The following is an 18,742-nucleotide window of genomic DNA, read 5'->3' as shown; positions in this document are numbered from 1 at the left end:
ATGAGATAATCGACAAGGAATGAGTAATAATTTTATGTAAATGTTCCTTTTCCACATTCCATTGCGCGATTTAGTAGAAGGGTTCGTTCACGTTCATTCTGGGTTAGTGATGCAGCACGTTCAAATTCTGTCCGAGCTTCATTGTACCGCCCTAGCTTCATCAGGAGATCCGCGCGAACACTCGGCAATAGATGATATTTCTTTAAGGTTGGGTCAGCATTCAACTCGTCTACAATCTGGATGCCAATGTCCGGACCAAATGCCATGGATATAGCAACTGCCCGGTTTAATTCTACGATTGGCGAGGGCATTACAATCGATAGCGCTTCGTAAAGAGCAGCAATTCGTGGCCAATCTGTCTCCTCTGGAGTCGGTGCCTGAGTATGGCAAGCAGAGATGGCTGCCTGCAATGAATATGGCCCAAGTGTACGCCCTAACTTCCGGCTGCGCTCCAGTGCTGCCAAACCACGGCGAATCAATAATTGATCCCACTGTGCCCGGTTTTGATCCATAAGAAGAACAGGTTCTCCTTTCGAATTAACTCGAGTTTTGAACCGGGAAAATTGAATTTCCATTAAAGCAACTAGTCCATGAACTTCCGGTTCATTAGGCGCGATCTCGGCAAGGACACGTCCGAGTCTCAGTGCCTCTTGGCATAGTAAAGGACGGATCCAGTGGTCCCCGGAAGTTGCTGAATATCCTTCATTAAACATAAGGTAAACCACTTCAAGTACGGTCGACAGGCGATCATTAAGTTCCTCTCCAAGAGGTACCTCAAAAGGAATCTTTTTTTCGTTAAGGGTTCTCTTAGCACGGACAATTCTCTGAGCAATGGTTGATTCCGCGACGAGGAATGAACGCGCAATTTCTTCCGTGTTAAGTCCGCATAACAGGCGCAGTGTCAAGGCAACTCTGGCATCCTGTGATAATACTGGATGACAGGTCATAAAAATCAGACGAAGGAGATCGTCACCAATCTCCCCATCCAGAACATGATCTATGTCTTCCTCAGTATATAAATCCGTATTTTTAGCAATCTCTACATACTTTTGATCACGAATCTTCGTTCTTCGCAAAAGATCAATCGCACGCCGTTTCGCCGTCGTCATCAGCCATGCGCCAGGATTATCTGGTATCCCAGCATGCGGCCATTTTTCAAGAGCAATCACCAAGGCATCTTGAGCCAGATCCTCTGCAAGACTAACATCCCGTACCATTCTGGTTAACTTTGCAATGAGTTTTGGTGATTCTATTCGCCATATCGCTTCAATTGTTCGTTGTGTTTGGGGCGAACTCACGCCTTTTTTCGCTCTTCTACATGTTTTCGAAGTGCTGCTTCTTTTTCCAGGAATTCTGGATTATCTGTCAAGTCAACTGCCTCAAATACCTGCCTAAGCTCAATTTCTCCCTGTCCAAATCCATGTGGATCCGGCATCCTTAATGCCCATTCAATAGCTTCTTCTCTTGATTTAACTTCAATCAAGGTATATCCCGCAATTAATTCTTTTGCCTCCGTAAACGGACCGTCAATAATCTTTGGTTTATCACCTGGTTCCGGATAGGAAATCCTTATACCGTTTGAACTAGAATGTAGACCATCTCCTGCTAATAAAACACCTGCTTTCACCAATTCTTCGTTATACTTCTGCATCGCCTTAATAAGCTCCGGGCCAGGCATTTTTCCTTCCTCTGAGTCTGTAGTCGCTTTTACAATCATCATAAATCTCATAAGTAATTACCTCCTATTTTATGGTGAAGCTTCATTCTAATCGGTATAAAATCGCATCAAAAATCCGCTTCTATTTATACAACAGATACCAGCTTGTTAAATCGACAACCTAAACTATTTTTTCCATATTTTTTTGTAAGAATTTTTGCCACATTAATGATTAGCCGAAAAAAATACGGCAAGCTCCGGTGATATCTTTTTTGTATCAAGTTTCTTAGTATGGCCGAGCCCCTTTTTACTCAACAATTGCGCATTGGGGAGTACGTTTGCCAATGCTTGAGCACTATGGCGAAGAGATGCAGGGCTCTCTGTCCCTTCTAATACCAACGTTGGCATCGTAACACTGCTCCACCATTCAGCAGACAATTCCTTTCCTTCTATATAGCCATCCAACACTGCAGCATCATATGGAAGCGTATGTGCAACCGCCATAAGCTTAGACCACACACCCGGCATAATGCGCATCATGCTGACAACAAATGATGGTGCCCCCATGCCCTTGCTCATAAAGTACTTGATGGCTTCAGCTCTGTTATCTTTGGAAATAAGTTCAGTAGTATACCTCATAAAATCTTTCGGCGGCTTACGGTCCTCCGCTTTAACCACGAAAGGAGGTTCGTGCAGAGCCAATTTAGTAATGTTTAACCCTTTCTTTGCGGCTAGCAGGGCAAGAACAGCTCCCGAAGATAATCCCCAAACATATGCCGACCCACCGGCTTCATCAATCAAAGCCTGAAGATCTTCAATTTCTCGCTCAACATCATATGGCTTTGTATCACCGCTATCTCCTCGGCCACGTCGGTCGTAGTTGTAAACCGTGAAGTACTCGGACAACAAATTAGCCAGCTCCACCTGCTGCGGAAATTTTCGGTAGCTGAAGGCACCTGCTACCAGGATGAGAGCTGGTCCTTGGCCATCTTTGTCATAAGCGATTTTCGTTCCGTCTTTTGAAGTAACTAAATACATTAATTTTTCCTCCTTTGTCGTTGTAACTGATTTTTCAGATATTTAGCTTCCAATATTCACAGATTATATCCGTTTCTAATTAGACGACGAACCACTATAAGCAAAATCGACACATCCGCAAAAAAAATTTTATAAATTTTCTTTGCTAAAAATATTGAATTAATTGGATACTTAAAAATTCCATTTCATCTTATATACTCCAATTGTGTAATATTCCCTTTAAAAATTGGGGCCATTTTACAATATTAGATATTTGATTAAACGGATTTTATTGCTGAACAAAGTTAAAAAAGTACACATTTTATTATTTGTTCCAAAACTCGTGCTTGGCAGAACAGTCATTATCACAAAGCAGCTACTGAAATTTACATAGTACAGTCTGGCTGGATTGTTTACGGGGAGATAGACCTTAATAGGAATTGTAAATTGAATTATTTAAAAGAGGGAGAAAGTGTAACCGTCTCACCATTAGTCCATCACAACGTTTTTATGTCATCCAACTCGATTGGTCATACGATTAAATGCGGGAAAATAGACAGCACTGCTGATTTGTTTCCTTCTGATGAGTTAGACAATTACACAAAATCCTTTTCAGAAGCCGATTTAGGTAAACTGTTTGTTAAGAAATAGATCTCTATTGAGCTATCGGGGGCATTTATCCAAGAAGGGATTGACGTTGAAGGAGGCGTAGTATGACTATCGTATTTGAAGAAACTATCCAACTAGAAGCTCAATCAGTCAAAGCATTGTATGATGATGTAAAATGGATAGCCTATACTAATGATATGGCCAGGTTGATGGAAGCAATTAAAAACTCTCTAAGTGTTATCACAGATTGGGATAGTGGAAAGTTAGTAGGGTTAATTAGAGTGGTTGGAGATGGAAAGACAATCATTTATATACAAGATATTTTGGTGTTAAGGGAATATCAAAGTAAAGGGATTGGCTCTAAACTTCTTGAATTACTGTTATTAAAGTATAAAGACGTTAGACAAAAAGTATTATTGACGAATGATGCAGCAGATGTAAGAGCTTTTTATGAAAAGCACGGATTTTCCTCTTGTGATAAAGGGGACTTAGTGTCATTTGCAATGTTAGGTTAATGAATGCTTATCAGCAATCGGGGGCGATTGCAGCAAAGCGGATCGCGTTTTCTTATTGAAGAAATAGGCAGGCTTCTGGAAGAAGAAAATTATGTGACCTACAAATATTGGAGAGTTAAATGATGGATAGCCTTTCGAAAAGGACAGAGATAACTCTTGATGAAGAGATTGAAGAACAGGAATTTGTTGAGCAAATTTCTCGTTTTTATAAGAAAGGATGTTACATATATGCGATTATTCCAGAATATGAAAAAGAGCTGCTTAAAGAACTTTCTACAAAATTCATTGCAGTTAAATCCATTCCGTTATCCCGTATTTTCATTTGGGATACAGGACATTTAGGTTATATAAAGGGCAGTCAAAAACAATTTTTATATGAATGTTATTTACGGTCAACGACAATGGATTACATCGTTTTTTCCGAAGCAGATGTATCTGAGCATTTACAAACGATAAACAAGAAAAACAAAGATATTTATAAATTATTTGAATTAAATAGGATTCCCCATATAACCATAGGTCCCGATGGTCGATGGCTAAATATCATTGAATATAATTAATCTTTGTTCAATTGTAGGGGGCGATTGCAGAATTGGATAGGCTTGATGAATAAGGTTCTATTGTTAAATGCGATTCGGAGGAAAGGGATATGAAATTAGAAGTAGATAAATTCTTATGTTCAGCAATATCCTATTGTGAGTTAGTTGAAAATTATAAGTTTAATACCGACAAAAATAAATTAAATCAATTTCTCATTTCTGTTTCATCTCTGTATGCAGAAGTAATGTTTCTTCCTGAAGTTGAGTCTGAAAATGATGAAGTATCCGACTTGAATTTTGATTTACCAGATGTGAACCTTGAAAAAAATGAGACATATTGGGTAGTCTTTGAACCATACACACTCGAAGAACCTATCCGTGGAAGCTTAACTGATGACTTCATAGACATTTATAAAAATATTAAAGAAGGGGTTTTATTATACCAAAGAGGCGAACAATTAGAAGCAATTTGGCATTGGAAATACAACTTTGAAATTCATTGGGGTAAGCACGCTTTGAACGCAATGCGTGCTTTCCATTCGATAAATTTTTCTTAAACAATCGGGGGCAATAGCCAAAGATTAAAAATTCTTAGGGCAGCTTTTTCTTTATGCAACTATTGGGCAACATTGCTGAACAATATAACATATAAAAAAATAGGATTGGTGGGCGTGAATGTGATCATATTTATTGATGATTTGTCTGGTGCGATCTATGATTTTATTAAGTTTATTTTCAAAAGTATATGTTACATTTTAGCTGGAATGTTAATTGTCGGAGTACCACTTTATGCAATCGTATTTGTTTTTAGGTTATTCAATTAAAGGGGCGTTAATCCAAGAGGGGTTGACGCTCTATTTATTGAATTAATTATGACAAAGGTATTAAACCATATAAAACTAATTTCTAACTTTCAGCGAGGGCAATTATGAACGATTACGTAAAAACAATGAGAAAATTTATTGGACAAGAAACCTTACTAACTGTAGGTTGTGGAGCCATTATTGAAGATGAACAAGGGAGAATTCTGTTACAACAAAGAACAGATTATGGAATTTGGGGAATACCTGGAGGCTTACTCGAACTTGGAGAAACTTTTGAAGAAGCTGTTCTAAGAGAAGTTCTTGAAGAAACAGGTCTGTCATTAAATAAATTAGAGCTTTTTGGCATTTATTCAGGAGTAAAGGGATTTTCTAAATACTCTAATGGTGATCAAGTTTTCAGTGTTCAAATCATTTTTCATACAACAGATTATACTGGCATTTTAACAACTAACAATGAAAGTAAAGAAATAAGTTTTTTGCATCAGAACGAATTACCTGAAAATATAAACCCTCACCAATCTCCATTTATTTTAGATTGGGTGAATGGAGTTCAAGCACCAATTATAAAGTAAACTGCTGCCTTTTCTAATATTTTCTGTCTATTGATGAATAATCGGATTTAATTTTTTTTTCCTTAATAGGGAGATTATAATTTTATTCAACAATCGGGGGCGATTGCTTAACAAAGTGTCGCCTCTTCTTATTTAAGTAAAGGGCCATATTGTGGAAGATGGAACCAAAGCTGGGGGACTGTTTTTGATGGAATGTGAGAATTACACTTAAACTTAAAATCTGGTTTAAGAAGTATCGGTTATTTTATATTCATTTTTTTTGCTAAACTTTGAAAGTAATCAGTCATTTTAAAAGGGGAGAAAAATAATGTCTCAATCACTAATCTTTGATATGGATGGAACACTATTTCAGACAGATAAAATATTAGAATTATCACTTGATGATACTTTTAACTATTTACGGTCACTAAATTTATGGGATACAGATACCCCTATTGATAAATACCGTGAAATAATGGGTGTACCTTTGCCAAAAGTTTGGGAAGCTTTGTTACCTAATCATTTAAATGAAGTAAGGAAACAAACCGATTCTTATTTTCTAGAAAGACTAATTGATAACATCAGTAGAGGAAAAGGAGATTTATATCCAAATGTGAAGGAAGTTTTCAGTTACTTAAAAGAAAACAATTATTCAATTTACATAGCTAGTAATGGCTTAGTGGATTATTTACAAGCAATTGTAAGTTATTATGATTTGGATAATTGGGTCACTGAAACATTTAGTATTCAACAAATCCAAACGCTCGATAAAGGAGATTTAGTTAAAACAATTTTAAAAAAATATGACATCAGAAATGCAGCAGTCGTCGGTGACCGTCTATCTGATATAAATGCTGCTAAAGATAATGGTTTAATTGCAATTGGATGTAATTTTGATTTTGCACAAGCGAACGAACTTGCTCAAGCAGATTTTGTAATAGATGACTTAATTGAGCTAAAAACAGTATTACCAAAGGTAAAAATAGTTAAGTGAACAGGTGCTTTTCATAACATCTGTAGATCCTATACCTTAAATATCAATCTTCCATAATAGGGCGCGTTTATGGAGTAACAAAAAGCACGAGTTTTAGAACAAATATATTATATTAGGTTTAAGAAATGTTGACAGGTTGCTTTTTAAATTTTGTTACGATCGGGCGCGATTGCATAATAAGAGGATTTTTTGTAGACCTATAATTATCTTATATGAAAGCCGTATCCATTTGTCGATACGGCTACTTTATTTCATTTTTAAGAAAGGATAAGATAATACTAATCCTAATAAATATAAAATTACTAAAAAGTAAACGGGAAGTAAATGTATAAAGGTTGTATATCCAATATATATATGCGTTCCGATCCCCGCTATAAACGCAGGTAATGCCCCGACAGCAAGGGTATTCCAAACCCAACGTTCCCCTTGTCTGAAACCCCACAAGGAAAGCATTAGAACAAGCAAACCAACACTTACAAGGGCACTGCCAAACCCTGCTCGGTCATGTGCGATAACAGGAATCAAGTTGTTACTAATACTATCTAACATTTGAGGTGACATACACAAGAAGCTTAAGTCAGTTGACACAAAAACTTTGGATACACCTATTGTAGAAATAACTATACCGCCTACTAATATCAAAAACCCTAGTATAATAAACATGAGCTGTCCATAAAGCCCGTATTGCCAAGCTCTATCGTTCTTCCCATGAATGGAATATGGGGTACCTGTGACTCCTTTTCTTTCCCTAAAGCTAAAATAATATATCGGCAATAGGAAAAGCCAAAATAAACCGTGTAACCAATCAAAGTAACCGAATCCGATAAAAAGAAAAATACCAATAAATCCCACGATTGCTGCACTATGAAAAGCAACCCCTGTCCAATGCATGCCATATTTAATTCCGTGGCGTGCAAGCTGTATATATAATATTCCTCCAGATATCATCGTTCCAGCTAGTGCCATCCTATCATGTGACATAAATGATAAAATGAGTGGATTTACTTGTAAGATATCAGCTTTTTTCAGTCCGATAAACAATTCATCATAAGAGAGGATAATACTCGTAAGTGAAAAATATAAGGCAATGATTCCTCCAATTAGGATGGAGAGACCAAACAGAAATGACCAGTACCAGTTTGGGTTTTTAATAGGTCGGACTTCTTCATATAATAATCGTTCATGAATTCGCTTTGGTAACCCTGGCCCAGCTTTTACATAGCCATCCGTTAGCATTAACAGATCTGAACCAGCACGAACTAAAGCACAAGCCTCCTCCGGTGTCTCCACCCCACCAGAGGTTATAACTGTTAACTCGGGGTGTAGAACTTTAACCTGTTTAACCGCTTTAGCTAGGCATTCATTTGCATTTGCAACTTCATGCCAATAACTATCCCCAGTTCGACGAGGAGCATTTACGACAATAGCACCAATACATGTATGCTGTATTAATTTCCCCATCTCTAATTTTTTTTTGTTAATTTCATCAGTAGAAAAAGATACATAAAAAGAACGCTCTAAACATATTACACTTTTATCTACGTATGAGTTAATTTGCTCACTTGTTCCGATGAAAACGTCCACAAAAGGTGTTAAATGTTGTACAATTATGTCCCATTCATTTCTTTTTACTTGTGCATCTATCTTAGCAAATATAGGAATTCGGATATTCAGGCTTGTTAATTTTTTAATCGCTAGTTTGAGAGGAACCTTTTCTTGATGATTAGAAAACAGAATATGACTATTTTCCCTTCTTGGTTCTATTTGGTTTTTAGGCTCGTTTAACACGATTGGTCCAATTTCTACAAATCCGAAGCCAAGTTCTTGGAAGGCGTTAATACCTGACAAACTAGGATCAATTTGGCCACTTAACCCAATAGGAGAAGGAAATCTAGTATGATGAATTTCCTTTTGAAACTCCCCTGGGGGTTTCATATGCCCTAAAAATTCAATAAGATCCCGACCAACAGGAATGGATGCTATTGTACTCATGGATTTATGAAGAAGCTCTCGGCTTGTTTTCGGCCTTATTTTATCTAGTAAAAGTTTTTTTAATGGATGATAAGACCAGTCTGGCATAAACAACACCTTCTAAACATTAATTTAGGTTACTCTTTTTACTGTATCGATCTTAAGTCCCTCATTTATTTTTCTCTCTTTAATTCTAGCATGTATAGATACAAAGCATAAACTGTCCTTTTCTGTTATTTAACGAACTGGTGCTAAAGTTCAATAAATGCGCCACAACTTCAACGGCCTTTGATCTTCCGCAATCGGGCAGTTTAATGGAATAAGGAGTATTAGTAATTCACATATATATTCAGTAAGGAATGTGTATAGGGAGTGACGCAGAATGGGTGCTTGGGGAGTAGCTATCTTATCAAACGATATAGCCGAAGATGTTAGCTTAAGATATAAAGACTTATTAAGCGAAAATTACTCAAGTGAAGAATCAAGTAAAATAGTAATTGATGAATTTCAAAATGAGCTAGGTGAAGATGAGATCACAGCTTTTTGGTTATCGTTTTCTTTAATACAATGGAAATTAGGAAGACTCCAAAACGAAGTAAAATATATGGCACTTCAAATTATTGATAGTGGTGATGATCTTTTACTATGGGAAGAAGAACCTAAACTAAAAAAGAAGCGTCAAGATGTTTTACTTAAACTAAAAGAACAGTTAAATTCGCCACAACCAAAAGCTAAAAAAGTTCAAAAGAGGTTTGTAACTGATACAAACTTAAAAGCTGGGGACGCCATTAGTTATCAGTTACTATCAGGAAATTATATTATCCTGAAGGTGATTGGCATTATTGAAGAATCGAGTGAAGGTAGATATCCCCTTTTTGAAGTTTGTGATTGGCAAGGCAAAGTGATACCTTCTAAAGAGAAAATTAGGCAACTACCACTTAAAGAGTGGACTTGGGAAAATGAAAGTAAAGAAATGAACAAATTGGCAATTTTCCAAGCAGGAAAAAAAGATGACCCATCAAAACGGATTAAAGTAATAGATGAAGATGTTAAAATAAAATTGGATATGGAACCACCATACATTTTATTTACTTGGAAAGAGTTTGATGAAAAATTAAAGCAATTTTACCATTTTGATTAGCACATATCAGAGAATAGGATCCTAATTTAACAATCGGGGGCGATTGCAGCACAGCGTGATCGCCCTTTCTTATTGAACCATTGTGCAGTTTAATTGAACATATATAAAGGGGTAAAACGATTTGAGTGACTCTTTTGTCGGATATTCTATTACAGTAGTCTGTATTTTTATCATTTCAATTAGGGCGATTAGAAATAAAGAATATTTGTGGTTCGTAGTGATTTTAATTAACATACTACTTGGTTTTGAGATTTTTAAAACCAACTTGCTTTCTGATGTTCCGTTTATTGTAAATTGGATTGTTTATCAATTACTAGTTGCGGGAACTGTGACAGTTTGTGGGTTATACTATGTGAATCAAAAATCTTATTAAACTATCGGGGGCTATAGCAGCAGATAGTAATCACCCTTTAGATAAGATTTGGGCAATTTATAAGGAATAATCATTGTTTTATAATAAGGAGACTAGTAATGAGAGCAACAATTGAAATTGAATTAGGTAAGATAGAAGGTTTGAAATTGCAGTATGCAGGAAGAGCCTCTAACCTATTTTGGCTGGGATTTGGAGAAATGGTTCAAATTATTAGGAGAGGCCAAACAGAAGAAACAGCAGAATATGTCTTACATATACAATGTTCGTGGAGGATTACATTAGAAAACAAAATTGTTATAGCTTCTCGCGATTTCTATTCTCCAAACTCGAAATGGGACGACCTTAATGAAGATTTCGATTGGGATATTCAAGGTAATAATCGATTTGATGAACGGATTCAATCTTTTTTTAACGATAATGAACGATTAATAGTAGAAGAAATTGAAGCAGATGATTTCGGGGGATTCGCGGCCATTTTATCAAATGGTTTTAAGTTAGAAACCTTTCCAGACAGTTCAGAAGACGATGAGGATAGTGAGCATTGGAGGTTCTTTAATCCAAAAGAAAAAAGCCCTCATTTTGTTGTTTCTGGAGAAGGGATTGAAAGAGTTTAATCTACCACAATCGGGGGCGATTGCAGCATAAAGCAATCGCTCTTATTTAATTTTTCTTTTAAAGTTTGGTTAATTGAAAAGGAAGTAAGAGTTAAATGGTCGAATTCTAAAAAGAAAATTTTGTCCTGGAAGTAGTGATTTAGAATGCAGGAAGTGCTAAAGAAGATTATGAAAGAAACAATAAATCCTTTATTTAAGGTGGAGGGATTTAAGAAAAACGGCAATAATTTCTTCAAAACGTTCCCTGATTTTTCTTGGACGGTAAAAATTCAATCATCTAGACATAATTCACCAGAAGGAATTGAATTTATCATCAATACTGGCATCTACACAGACAGGGTATTCGGTACGTTAAATGAATGGGATCCTCCAAAGTTTCCAAAGGAGGAAGAGTCTGTACTTAGGACCAATATCAGTGAGATTAAAGGAGAATCTAGTTATTGGTATAAAATAACGCCTGAAAATGATTTAGAAGTATTTAAGGAAAACTTACACAACGATATAGTCAATGTGCTATTTCCTTACATAAATCGATTTCAATCTATCGAAGACGTTATTAAAGAATTAGAAATAAGGGATGGGAGCGATAATTATGAAAATCCTCATCACTTAACTATCCTATATAACTCCTATGGATTTACTGATAAAGCAAAAAATAGAATCAACGAAATTTATTCTGCACTAACAGTAACATCTCAAAAGGAATTTACTAAGGAACTTGGTTATCGATTGGGGTTTAATATCGAACATCTTAAAAAGAGATAAGTTATCAATTATTTATTCCACAATCGGGGGCGATTGCTTAACAAAGTGTCGCCTCTTCTTATTCTAACAAAGTAGTGAGGAGGATATTATTGGAAACTAACATTCGAAGGTCTCGAAATGTTGAAATAGTAACCAAAAAAGAAATGAGTTTGAGAAAGTTATTAAATTTAATAGGTGCATTCATATTTGAGGTTCAGCTTTAACAAGCGTAACAAAACCTATTCCTTCGAATGAATACAAAGAATTTTTATTATTTATTCTTGGAAGTGCTATTATCTATTATTTTTTAGTCAATATATACTTTCTAGGGCAATTTTGGAGAAAAGTGTTTTATTTAAGTCTAATCTTCCTAGCAGGTTTTAGTATATTTATGACTTTTTATCTTGCAATTCATTCAACGACACACTAACTTGAACCTTTAACCAGATTGTTATGTTTATCTTGGGGTCGTTATTTATGCACCTCATATGGGGGATATTGCAGTATAGAGTTTTAACCGTTGGACCATTAGTTAATATAATCATTTAGAAAACAACTATCCCAAGAAGATAAATGAGGTGTTTTACATAGAAAGATTACCAGATAAGACTATGATGAAAATCGAAGAGGACATTAAGAAAAACGATTTAGGGAAAGCCAGGGATAGACTACACGGGTTAATTTCAACTTACCCAAATGAGTTAGGGCTCCGAAGAAAGTTAGGGGACATTTATTTCACATTAAAATATCCTTCGATGGCAGGTCGTTACTGGTATTTAGAAAAGAATAAAACACCGGAAATGATCAAAGCCTGCATTCAATTTGAAAAGACTATGGGAAACGATACTTTCCTTATAGCAAGAGCTTTAAAATTTAAAGGTGACAATGAGATTTTGAAAAACCTTGAATTAGAACAAATCAATTCACCTGTACATAATAAAGTGATAGAAAGTCTGCTGGAAGAACCTGACGATACAATGTTTGATAAACTACTTGTTATTGGGTGCTTTTCGATAATAATATTGATAATTCTCTTTACATTAATTGGAGTATACTCATTTTTTAATTGGCTAATTTAATCCAGTAAAGGTCGTATGGAAGCAAATCATTTAATGTGAAACATTTTATTCAACAATCGGGGGCTTTAAATATAGAAAGAATTGAAGTTTGTCCGTTTAAAATTATGAACTAATACTTTATTAATGGGAGATATAAAATGATGCTAGGATTACCTGTCCTTATTGCAGGATCTAGAGTTTTATAATGATGACAATAATGTAAACAAGTATTTACTCAAAGAATAGGAGAGCGCATATATGTATGAACCGAAGATGAAAGAAACCGACAATAGTGTAATTGAATTTATTGAAAGTGTGGAAAATGAGAAGAAGAAGGCGGATGCCTTTAAGTTATTAAAAATTTTTGAAGAGGTAACTGGTTACAACGCAAAAATGTGGGGTCCTAGTATTATAGGCTTTGGTAGCTATCTCTATAAGTATGCATCAGGACGTGAAGGGAAAGCGCCTTTAGTGGGTTTTTCACCAAGAAAGGCGAAAATTAGTCTTTATTTAGACTATGAAAGTGAGGAACGAGGAAAATTATTAGAAAGCTTTGGTAAACACACGAAGAGTAAGGCTTGTATTTATGTTAATAAATTAGCTGATATCGATACAAATGTTTTAAAGGATTTAATTAAATATACAGTAGAAAAATACCAGAATCTTTATCCGAACGAATAAAGTTATTGCGATTGTTCTAAACTCATGTCCTACAGGGTATTGAGCGATAAGAGGAGCGTTTAGTTAATTGAAGAAGTAATTGAACGTGTCTTAGGGATTAGGACTAATTCTTTTTTTATTCCAAAATGTTTAAGATTATACGATAACTTTTTAAGGTTTTAACTTTATTGATTTCCCTCTATTTGTTTGTGAAGCAAATAATGTTAAATTAACGGGTGAGTTAGCACAATAACTAAAGACAATTTTGAAGTTCTTTTTAATTTTTATTCTTCAGCAATCGGGGGCGATTGCTTAACAAAGCGTCGCCTCTTCTTATTTAAGGAAAGGGCCAGATTGTTGAACAATTTAGTTGAATCTTTCATACTCTCCCTACCATTTTAGAAGAAGGAAAATCGTTATTGAATACGAAAGGTATTTATATAGATTTTTAAAGTGAATGGGAGGAAAACTATGAAGGTCCTTATATTAGGAGGCACTCGTTTTTTGGGAAGAGCTTTGGTAGAAGAAGCTTTGAAAAGAGGGCACGAAATCACTTTATTTAATCGCGGCACCAATATAGAGACGTTTCCTGAAGTAGAGCAGTTAATCGGCAATAGAGACAGTGATGTATCACAACTGGAGAACCGGAAATGGGATGTTGTAATGGATACATGCGGATTTGCCCCTCATCAAATCAAAAAAATTGTAGCTGTACTCGGTGATAACATCGAGCATTATACATACATCTCAAGTATCTCTGTTTATAAAGATTGGATTCCGCTCAATATTAGGGAAGATTATCATTTACAACCCATGCCGCCAGATAATAAATTGAAAGACGTTGAGGAGGGGAGAATTTCTCCTTACGAGTATTACGGCGCTTTGAAAGTACTATGCGAAGCACAGGCAGAGAAGCATTGGCCAGGGCGTGTATTGCATATAAGAGCTGGGGTTCTGGTCGGACCATTTGACTATACAGATAGGCTCCCGTATTGGATACAGCGTGTAGCACAAGGCGGAAAAGTTTTGGTTCCGGGACGTCCAGATCGTCGTGTTCAATTGATTGACGTAAAAGATATAGCAACATGGTCGTTCAATATGGCTGAAAACAGGAAAGCGGGTACGTTTAATGTAACAGGGCCGGATTATGAATTGACTATGGAAGAGATCATGAACACCTGTAAAGCTGTCACAAACGTTTATGCCGAATTTGTATGGGCAGATGAACAATTTGTATTGGAACATAAAATAAAACCATGGACGGAAATGCCTCTATGGATTCCTGAACACTTCTCATTAGAAGGAGAAACAGAGCCATGGAATGGTGCCTCTTCCATTAGTGTACAAAAAGCTGTTAAGGCTGGTCTTTCCTTCCGGCCTCTTGAAGATACTATTCATGATATATATCAATGGGAGAAAGCGAGACAGGATTCAGAACGAACAAAGGGGATATCAAGAGAAAAAGAGCAGGAGCTGCTAGAGACTTGGTTTAAAAAAGATAAAAAGGAGACATTGTAAGGGGGGAATTACCCCATGCCCATGAAAAATTATATCCTAAATGATTGTATGATCTTCGACAATCGGGTGCAATACACAAATAGTGGCTCGTGTCCTTTATTCAACAATCGGGGGCTTTAACGGAATAACCTATTAACTCAGTTCAATAATGGACTGAGTTTTATTATGCAAAAAAAACACCGCTACAAGCGGTGCGAATTAGTGTGCTAATTCTAATGCTGTTTCCACTGCTAATTACCTTGTGATTTCAGGTTTTCCCTCCTAAAACGGAACCCCTTAGTCTCAGGACTCGGGTTTTTTCATTTAAAAAGACCCAAAAATATTAAACTCCTTCTTCCAAAGAAATCAAACTTTTTCAAAATGTCTCTTTGATAAAGTGGAAATACAGAGAACACAGATAGAATCTCTGAACGCAAATTATGAAAGCGCTTATAAGTGTTTTCTGACAAAAGGGGGGAGCTGTATGCAGGAGGTAGTGAAGGCAAAAGATGAGAGCGCTGTCATCAGCAGGCCGGAAAAGAAAGCCAGAGCAAAGTACAAATGGGAGTATATCAAAAAGAATTACTTTTTGTACCTGCTGATTGCACCTGCTGTTATTCTGACAATCGTTTTTAAATATGTTCCGATGTACGGAGCCATCATTGCCTTTAAAGATTTCAGCACAATCAAGGGGATATGGGGAAGCGAATGGGTCGGGCTCAAACATTTTGAAGAATTTCTGACCTCGCCTAATTTCGAAACGATCTTCATGAGCACGCTTAAGCTCAGTTTATACGGGCTTTTGCTTGGGTTTCCTATTCCAATCATTCTTGCTTTAATGCTGAACCAGGTAAGAAGAGCAGCCATAAAGAAAAATATCCAGCTGTTTTTATATGCGCCAAATTTCATTTCTGTTGTTGTCATTGTCGGGATGCTGTTTATCTTTTTAGCTCCCACTGGTCCAATTAATCATTTTCTTACTTTTATAACCGGCAAACCGGTCATGTTTATGTCTGACCCCGAATACTTCAGGTCCATTTATATTATCTCTGGCATCTGGCAGGCTGCAGGATGGGCGTCCATTGTCTATGTAGCCGCTTTGGCAAACGTGGATCCTGAATTGCACCAGGCAGCGACGATTGATGGAGCAAACATTCTGCAGCGGATGATCCATATCGATCTGCCGGCTTTAAAACCTCTTATGGCTATTATCTTTATTTTAGGTGCAGGGGGCATCATGGCGATCGGCTTTGAAAAAGCGTTCCTGATGCAGACGGCCATGAATTTGCCGACATCGGAGATTCTACCGACCTACGTATATAAAATTGGTTTGCAGGCAGGAGATTACGCTTATTCAACCGCAGTCGGCCTGTTCAATTCAGTTATCAATGTCATTCTGCTGATTGTCGTGAACTTTGTAGTCAAAAAGCTGAATGAAGGAGAAGGGCTCTATTAATCTGAGAGGAGGATATTCATGATTAAACATACAAAAGTAGACCGGATCATCCTGTCACTTAATGCTGTATTTCTCTGTCTGGCTGTTCTTGCCGTTCTTGTCCCGCTCGTTTATGTCGTTATTGCTTCATTCATGGATCCGACGGTTCTGCTGAATCAGGGGCTGTCGTTTAATATGAACGATTGGAGCCTTGAGGGATATAAACGGATTCTATCCGATGATTCAATGATTAGAGGATTTATTAATGCCATGCTTTACTCTGCAGGCTTTGCCATCATAACGGTAGTTGTCTCCATCTTTGCTGCTTTTCCTCTGGCAACTCAAGGGTTTGTCGGTAAAAACGCTTTTATGACATTCTTTCTTTTTACGATGTTTTTCAGCGGGGGACTCATTCCGACGTATCTGGTTGTCAAAGATCTCGGCATGTTAAATACAGTCTGGGCGATTTTGCTTCCAGGAGCAGTCAATGTGTGGAATATCATCCTTGCCAGAACTTACTTTAAGGGAATCCCGCATGAACTTCATGAAGCAGCAAAAGTAGACGGGGCCTCAGATCTGCTAATTTTCTTCAAAATTGTGATCCCGCTTTCAAAGCCGATTATCTTTGTTCTCGCACTCTATGCATTTGTCGGCCAATGGAATTCTTATTTTGATGCGATGATCTACCTTGAAGATCCCAAAATGCATCCATTGCAGCTTGTTTTAAGATCCATTTTAATTCAGAACCAGGCTGAACCCGGCATGATCAGCGATCAATTGGCAATGGCTGAACTGGCCAAGGTTTCAGAGATGATTAAATATTCAGCGATCGTGATTTCAAGCCTTCCGCTGATCATTATGTATCCGTTCTTCCAGAAGTACTTCGAAAAAGGGGTTATGGTTGGTTCATTAAAATAATTCATTGGGGGAAATGTAAATGAAACATGTTAAGAGAGCTGTAGGAACTGCTGCCATTGCTGCTGTATTATTATCCGGGTGCACAAGCAAAAATGTCGCATCCTCAGAAGACTATGAACTAAAGGATGTATCGTTTCCGCTGAAGGAAGAAGTAACGCTGAAATTTATCACGCAAAGCTCTCCACTTGCGCCTAAGGATCCAAATGAAAAACTGATTTATAAGAGACTTGAAGAAAAAACGGGTGTTCAAATTCAGTGGAAAAACTATACGAATGATGTGTTTGCTGAAAAAAGAAACCTTGCCATGGCAAGCGGGGATTTGCCGGATGCCATCATGGATGCCGGTTACGGCGATTATGATTTGCTGAAGCTTGCAAAAGACGGCGCCATCGTTCCTGTTGAGGAGTTAATTGAAAAACACATGCCGAATCTGAAAAAAGTGCTCGATTCTTCGCCAGAATATAAATCGATGATGACAGCTCCAGACGGCCACATCTACGCCTTCCCGTGGATTGAAGAGCTTGGTACAGGAAAAGAAAATATTCATTCTGTTGATGATTTTCCGTGGATCAATGTAGAATGGCTGAACAAGCTTGGCTTAAAAAAGCCGACTACGACCGAAGAGCTGAAGAAGGTATTAGTTGCATTTAAAACACAGGATCCAAACGGAAACGGCAAAGCAGACGAAATTCCGATGTCCTTTATCATTAATCACGGCGGAGAAGATCCTGCCTTTTTATTCGGAGCATTCGGCCTTGGCGACAACTGGGATCATACCGTTGTAAGCAATGAAGGCAAAGTCATCCTGACAGCGGCTGAGGAAGGATATAAAGATGCGATCATGTATTTCAGTGATCTTTATAAAGAAGGATTAATTGATGTCGAAGCGTTTGAACACGACTGGAATACGTATCTTGCAAAAGGCAAGGATGAACGGTACGGCATGTACTTTACATGGGACAAAGCAAATATTACCGGCATGAATGACAAATATGACCTTATGAATCCAGTGGCTGGACCGGACGGGAATGTTAACGTTGCCAGAACAAACGGCATGGGCTTTGACAGAGGAAGAATGGTTATTACAAGTTCAAATAAAAACCTTGAGCTTACAGCGAAATGGATTGACCAGCTGTATGATCCGCTGCAGTCTGTTCAGAACAACTGGGGAACATACGGGGATGACAAGCAGCAGAATATCTTTGAATATGACGAAGCTGCAAATATGCTGAAGCATTTGCCGCTTGAAGGAGCTGCGCCGGTAGAAGTGCGCCAGAAAACAAGTGTGAATGGGCCGCTTGCGATTTTAGATGAATACTATGGTGCGGTTACAACGAAGCCGGATGATGCAGCTTGGAGACTGGACTTAATGAAAGAGGTCATGGTACCTCATATGAAAGCTGAAAATACGTATCCAAAAGTGTTCTTCTCGCTAGAAGAGCTTGATAAGCTCTCATCCATTGAAGCCGATCTGTTTGCTTATATTAACAGAAAGCGTGCAGAATGGATGACAAATGGAAAAGCGGAAGCAGAATGGAAGGAATATCTGGCAGAACTTGACCGTTTAGGACTTCAGGAATGGCTTGAAATTAAACAGACTGGCTATGACCGCAATCAGCAATAAA

The 18,742-nt window shown here is 37.3% G+C and carries 18 protein-coding genes; 14 read left to right on the top strand and 4 right to left on the bottom strand.

What is annotated here, in order from left to right; genetic code table 11:
* Positions 1-32 precede the first annotated feature (32 nt).
* The 3 genes from ABEQ24_RS09815 to ABEQ24_RS09805 form a co-directional block, all read right to left on the bottom strand.
* A complete protein-coding gene (locus ABEQ24_RS09815) occupies positions 33-1,298 on the bottom strand; it encodes an RNA polymerase sigma factor (RefSeq protein ID WP_430006618.1) in 1,266 nt (421 codons plus the stop codon).
* Positions 1,295-1,729, bottom strand: coding sequence for a YciI family protein (locus ABEQ24_RS09810; RefSeq protein ID WP_430006617.1), 435 nt, complete (start codon positions 1,727-1,729; stop codon positions 1,295-1,297). Before ABEQ24_RS09810 ends, ABEQ24_RS09815 begins: the two co-directional genes overlap by 4 nt.
* Before the next feature lie 153 nt (positions 1,730-1,882).
* The gene (locus tag ABEQ24_RS09805; protein WP_430006616.1) at positions 1,883-2,695 is read right to left on the bottom strand and encodes an alpha/beta fold hydrolase; all 813 of its coding nucleotides are present in this window, start codon (positions 2,693-2,695) and stop codon (positions 1,883-1,885) included.
* Positions 2,696-3,387: 692 nt separating this feature from the next.
* Between ABEQ24_RS09805 and ABEQ24_RS09800 the strand changes: the two genes are divergently transcribed.
* The 5 genes from ABEQ24_RS09800 to ABEQ24_RS09780 all read left to right on the top strand — a co-directional run bounded on the left by ABEQ24_RS09800 (position 3,388) and on the right by ABEQ24_RS09780 (position 6,706).
* Positions 3,388-3,798, top strand: coding sequence for a GNAT family N-acetyltransferase (locus ABEQ24_RS09800; protein ID WP_430006615.1), 411 nt, complete (start codon positions 3,388-3,390; stop codon positions 3,796-3,798).
* Positions 3,799-3,920: 122 nt separating this feature from the next.
* Positions 3,921-4,358, top strand: a complete 438-nt coding sequence (locus tag ABEQ24_RS09795) for a hypothetical protein (protein WP_430006614.1) — start codon at positions 3,921-3,923, stop codon at positions 4,356-4,358.
* 89 nt (positions 4,359-4,447) lie between these two features.
* On the top strand, positions 4,448-4,894 hold the full coding sequence (locus ABEQ24_RS09790) for a DUF5063 domain-containing protein (protein WP_430006613.1): 447 nt from the start codon (positions 4,448-4,450) through the stop codon (positions 4,892-4,894).
* Positions 4,895-5,265: 371 nt separating this feature from the next.
* On the top strand, positions 5,266-5,733 hold the full coding sequence (locus tag ABEQ24_RS09785; protein ID WP_430006612.1) for an NUDIX hydrolase: 468 nt from the start codon (positions 5,266-5,268) through the stop codon (positions 5,731-5,733).
* Between the two features lie 307 nt (positions 5,734-6,040).
* The gene (locus tag ABEQ24_RS09780) at positions 6,041-6,706 is read left to right on the top strand and encodes an HAD hydrolase-like protein (protein WP_430006611.1); all 666 of its coding nucleotides are present in this window, start codon (positions 6,041-6,043) and stop codon (positions 6,704-6,706) included.
* 246 nt (positions 6,707-6,952) lie between these two features.
* Here the strand turns inward: ABEQ24_RS09780 and ABEQ24_RS09775 are convergent, their stop codons facing one another.
* Positions 6,953-8,785 carry a dihydroorotate dehydrogenase gene (locus tag ABEQ24_RS09775; RefSeq protein ID WP_430006610.1) on the bottom strand — a complete coding sequence of 611 codons (1,833 nt, stop codon included), beginning with the start codon at positions 8,783-8,785 and terminating at the stop codon, positions 6,953-6,955.
* A gap of 274 nt (positions 8,786-9,059) precedes the next feature.
* Between ABEQ24_RS09775 and ABEQ24_RS09770 the strand changes: the two genes are divergently transcribed.
* From ABEQ24_RS09770 to ABEQ24_RS09730, 9 genes are all read left to right on the top strand, one after another.
* Entirely contained in the window at positions 9,060-9,818 is a 759-nt protein-coding gene (locus tag ABEQ24_RS09770) for a hypothetical protein (RefSeq protein WP_430006609.1), read from the top strand.
* A 471-nt stretch (positions 9,819-10,289) separates the two neighbouring features.
* Positions 10,290-10,805 carry a hypothetical protein gene (locus ABEQ24_RS09765; protein WP_430006608.1) on the top strand — a complete coding sequence of 172 codons (516 nt, stop codon included), beginning with the start codon at positions 10,290-10,292 and terminating at the stop codon, positions 10,803-10,805.
* A 144-nt stretch (positions 10,806-10,949) separates the two neighbouring features.
* Positions 10,950-11,570 carry a DUF4304 domain-containing protein gene (locus tag ABEQ24_RS09760; RefSeq protein ID WP_430006607.1) on the top strand — a complete coding sequence of 207 codons (621 nt, stop codon included), beginning with the start codon at positions 10,950-10,952 and terminating at the stop codon, positions 11,568-11,570.
* Between the two features lie 590 nt (positions 11,571-12,160).
* The gene (locus ABEQ24_RS09755) at positions 12,161-12,628 is read left to right on the top strand and encodes a DUF6584 family protein (protein WP_430006728.1); all 468 of its coding nucleotides are present in this window, start codon (positions 12,161-12,163) and stop codon (positions 12,626-12,628) included.
* Between the two features lie 237 nt (positions 12,629-12,865).
* Positions 12,866-13,288: a DUF1801 domain-containing protein gene (locus ABEQ24_RS09750; protein ID WP_430006606.1), complete on the top strand. Its 423-nt coding sequence runs from the start codon at positions 12,866-12,868 to the stop codon at positions 13,286-13,288.
* 450 nt (positions 13,289-13,738) lie between these two features.
* Positions 13,739-14,785, top strand: coding sequence for an SDR family oxidoreductase (locus ABEQ24_RS09745; RefSeq protein WP_430006605.1), 1,047 nt, complete (start codon positions 13,739-13,741; stop codon positions 14,783-14,785).
* Between the two features lie 463 nt (positions 14,786-15,248).
* Entirely contained in the window at positions 15,249-16,220 is a 972-nt protein-coding gene (locus tag ABEQ24_RS09740; protein WP_430006604.1) for an ABC transporter permease, read from the top strand.
* An 18-nt stretch (positions 16,221-16,238) separates the two neighbouring features.
* Positions 16,239-17,117 carry a carbohydrate ABC transporter permease gene (locus tag ABEQ24_RS09735; RefSeq protein ID WP_070875791.1) on the top strand — a complete coding sequence of 293 codons (879 nt, stop codon included), beginning with the start codon at positions 16,239-16,241 and terminating at the stop codon, positions 17,115-17,117.
* 19 nt (positions 17,118-17,136) lie between these two features.
* Positions 17,137-18,741 carry an ABC transporter substrate-binding protein gene (locus ABEQ24_RS09730; protein WP_430006603.1) on the top strand — a complete coding sequence of 535 codons (1,605 nt, stop codon included), beginning with the start codon at positions 17,137-17,139 and terminating at the stop codon, positions 18,739-18,741.
* The last annotated feature ends 1 nt before the right edge of the window (position 18,742 follow it).

This window comes from Metabacillus idriensis, assembly GCF_050483325.1.
Taxonomy (GTDB): domain Bacteria; phylum Bacillota; class Bacilli; order Bacillales; family Bacillaceae; genus Bacillus_P; species Bacillus_P idriensis_A.
Note: the sequence above shows the minus strand (reverse complement) of the source record. Positions and strands in the feature narration are given on the sequence as shown.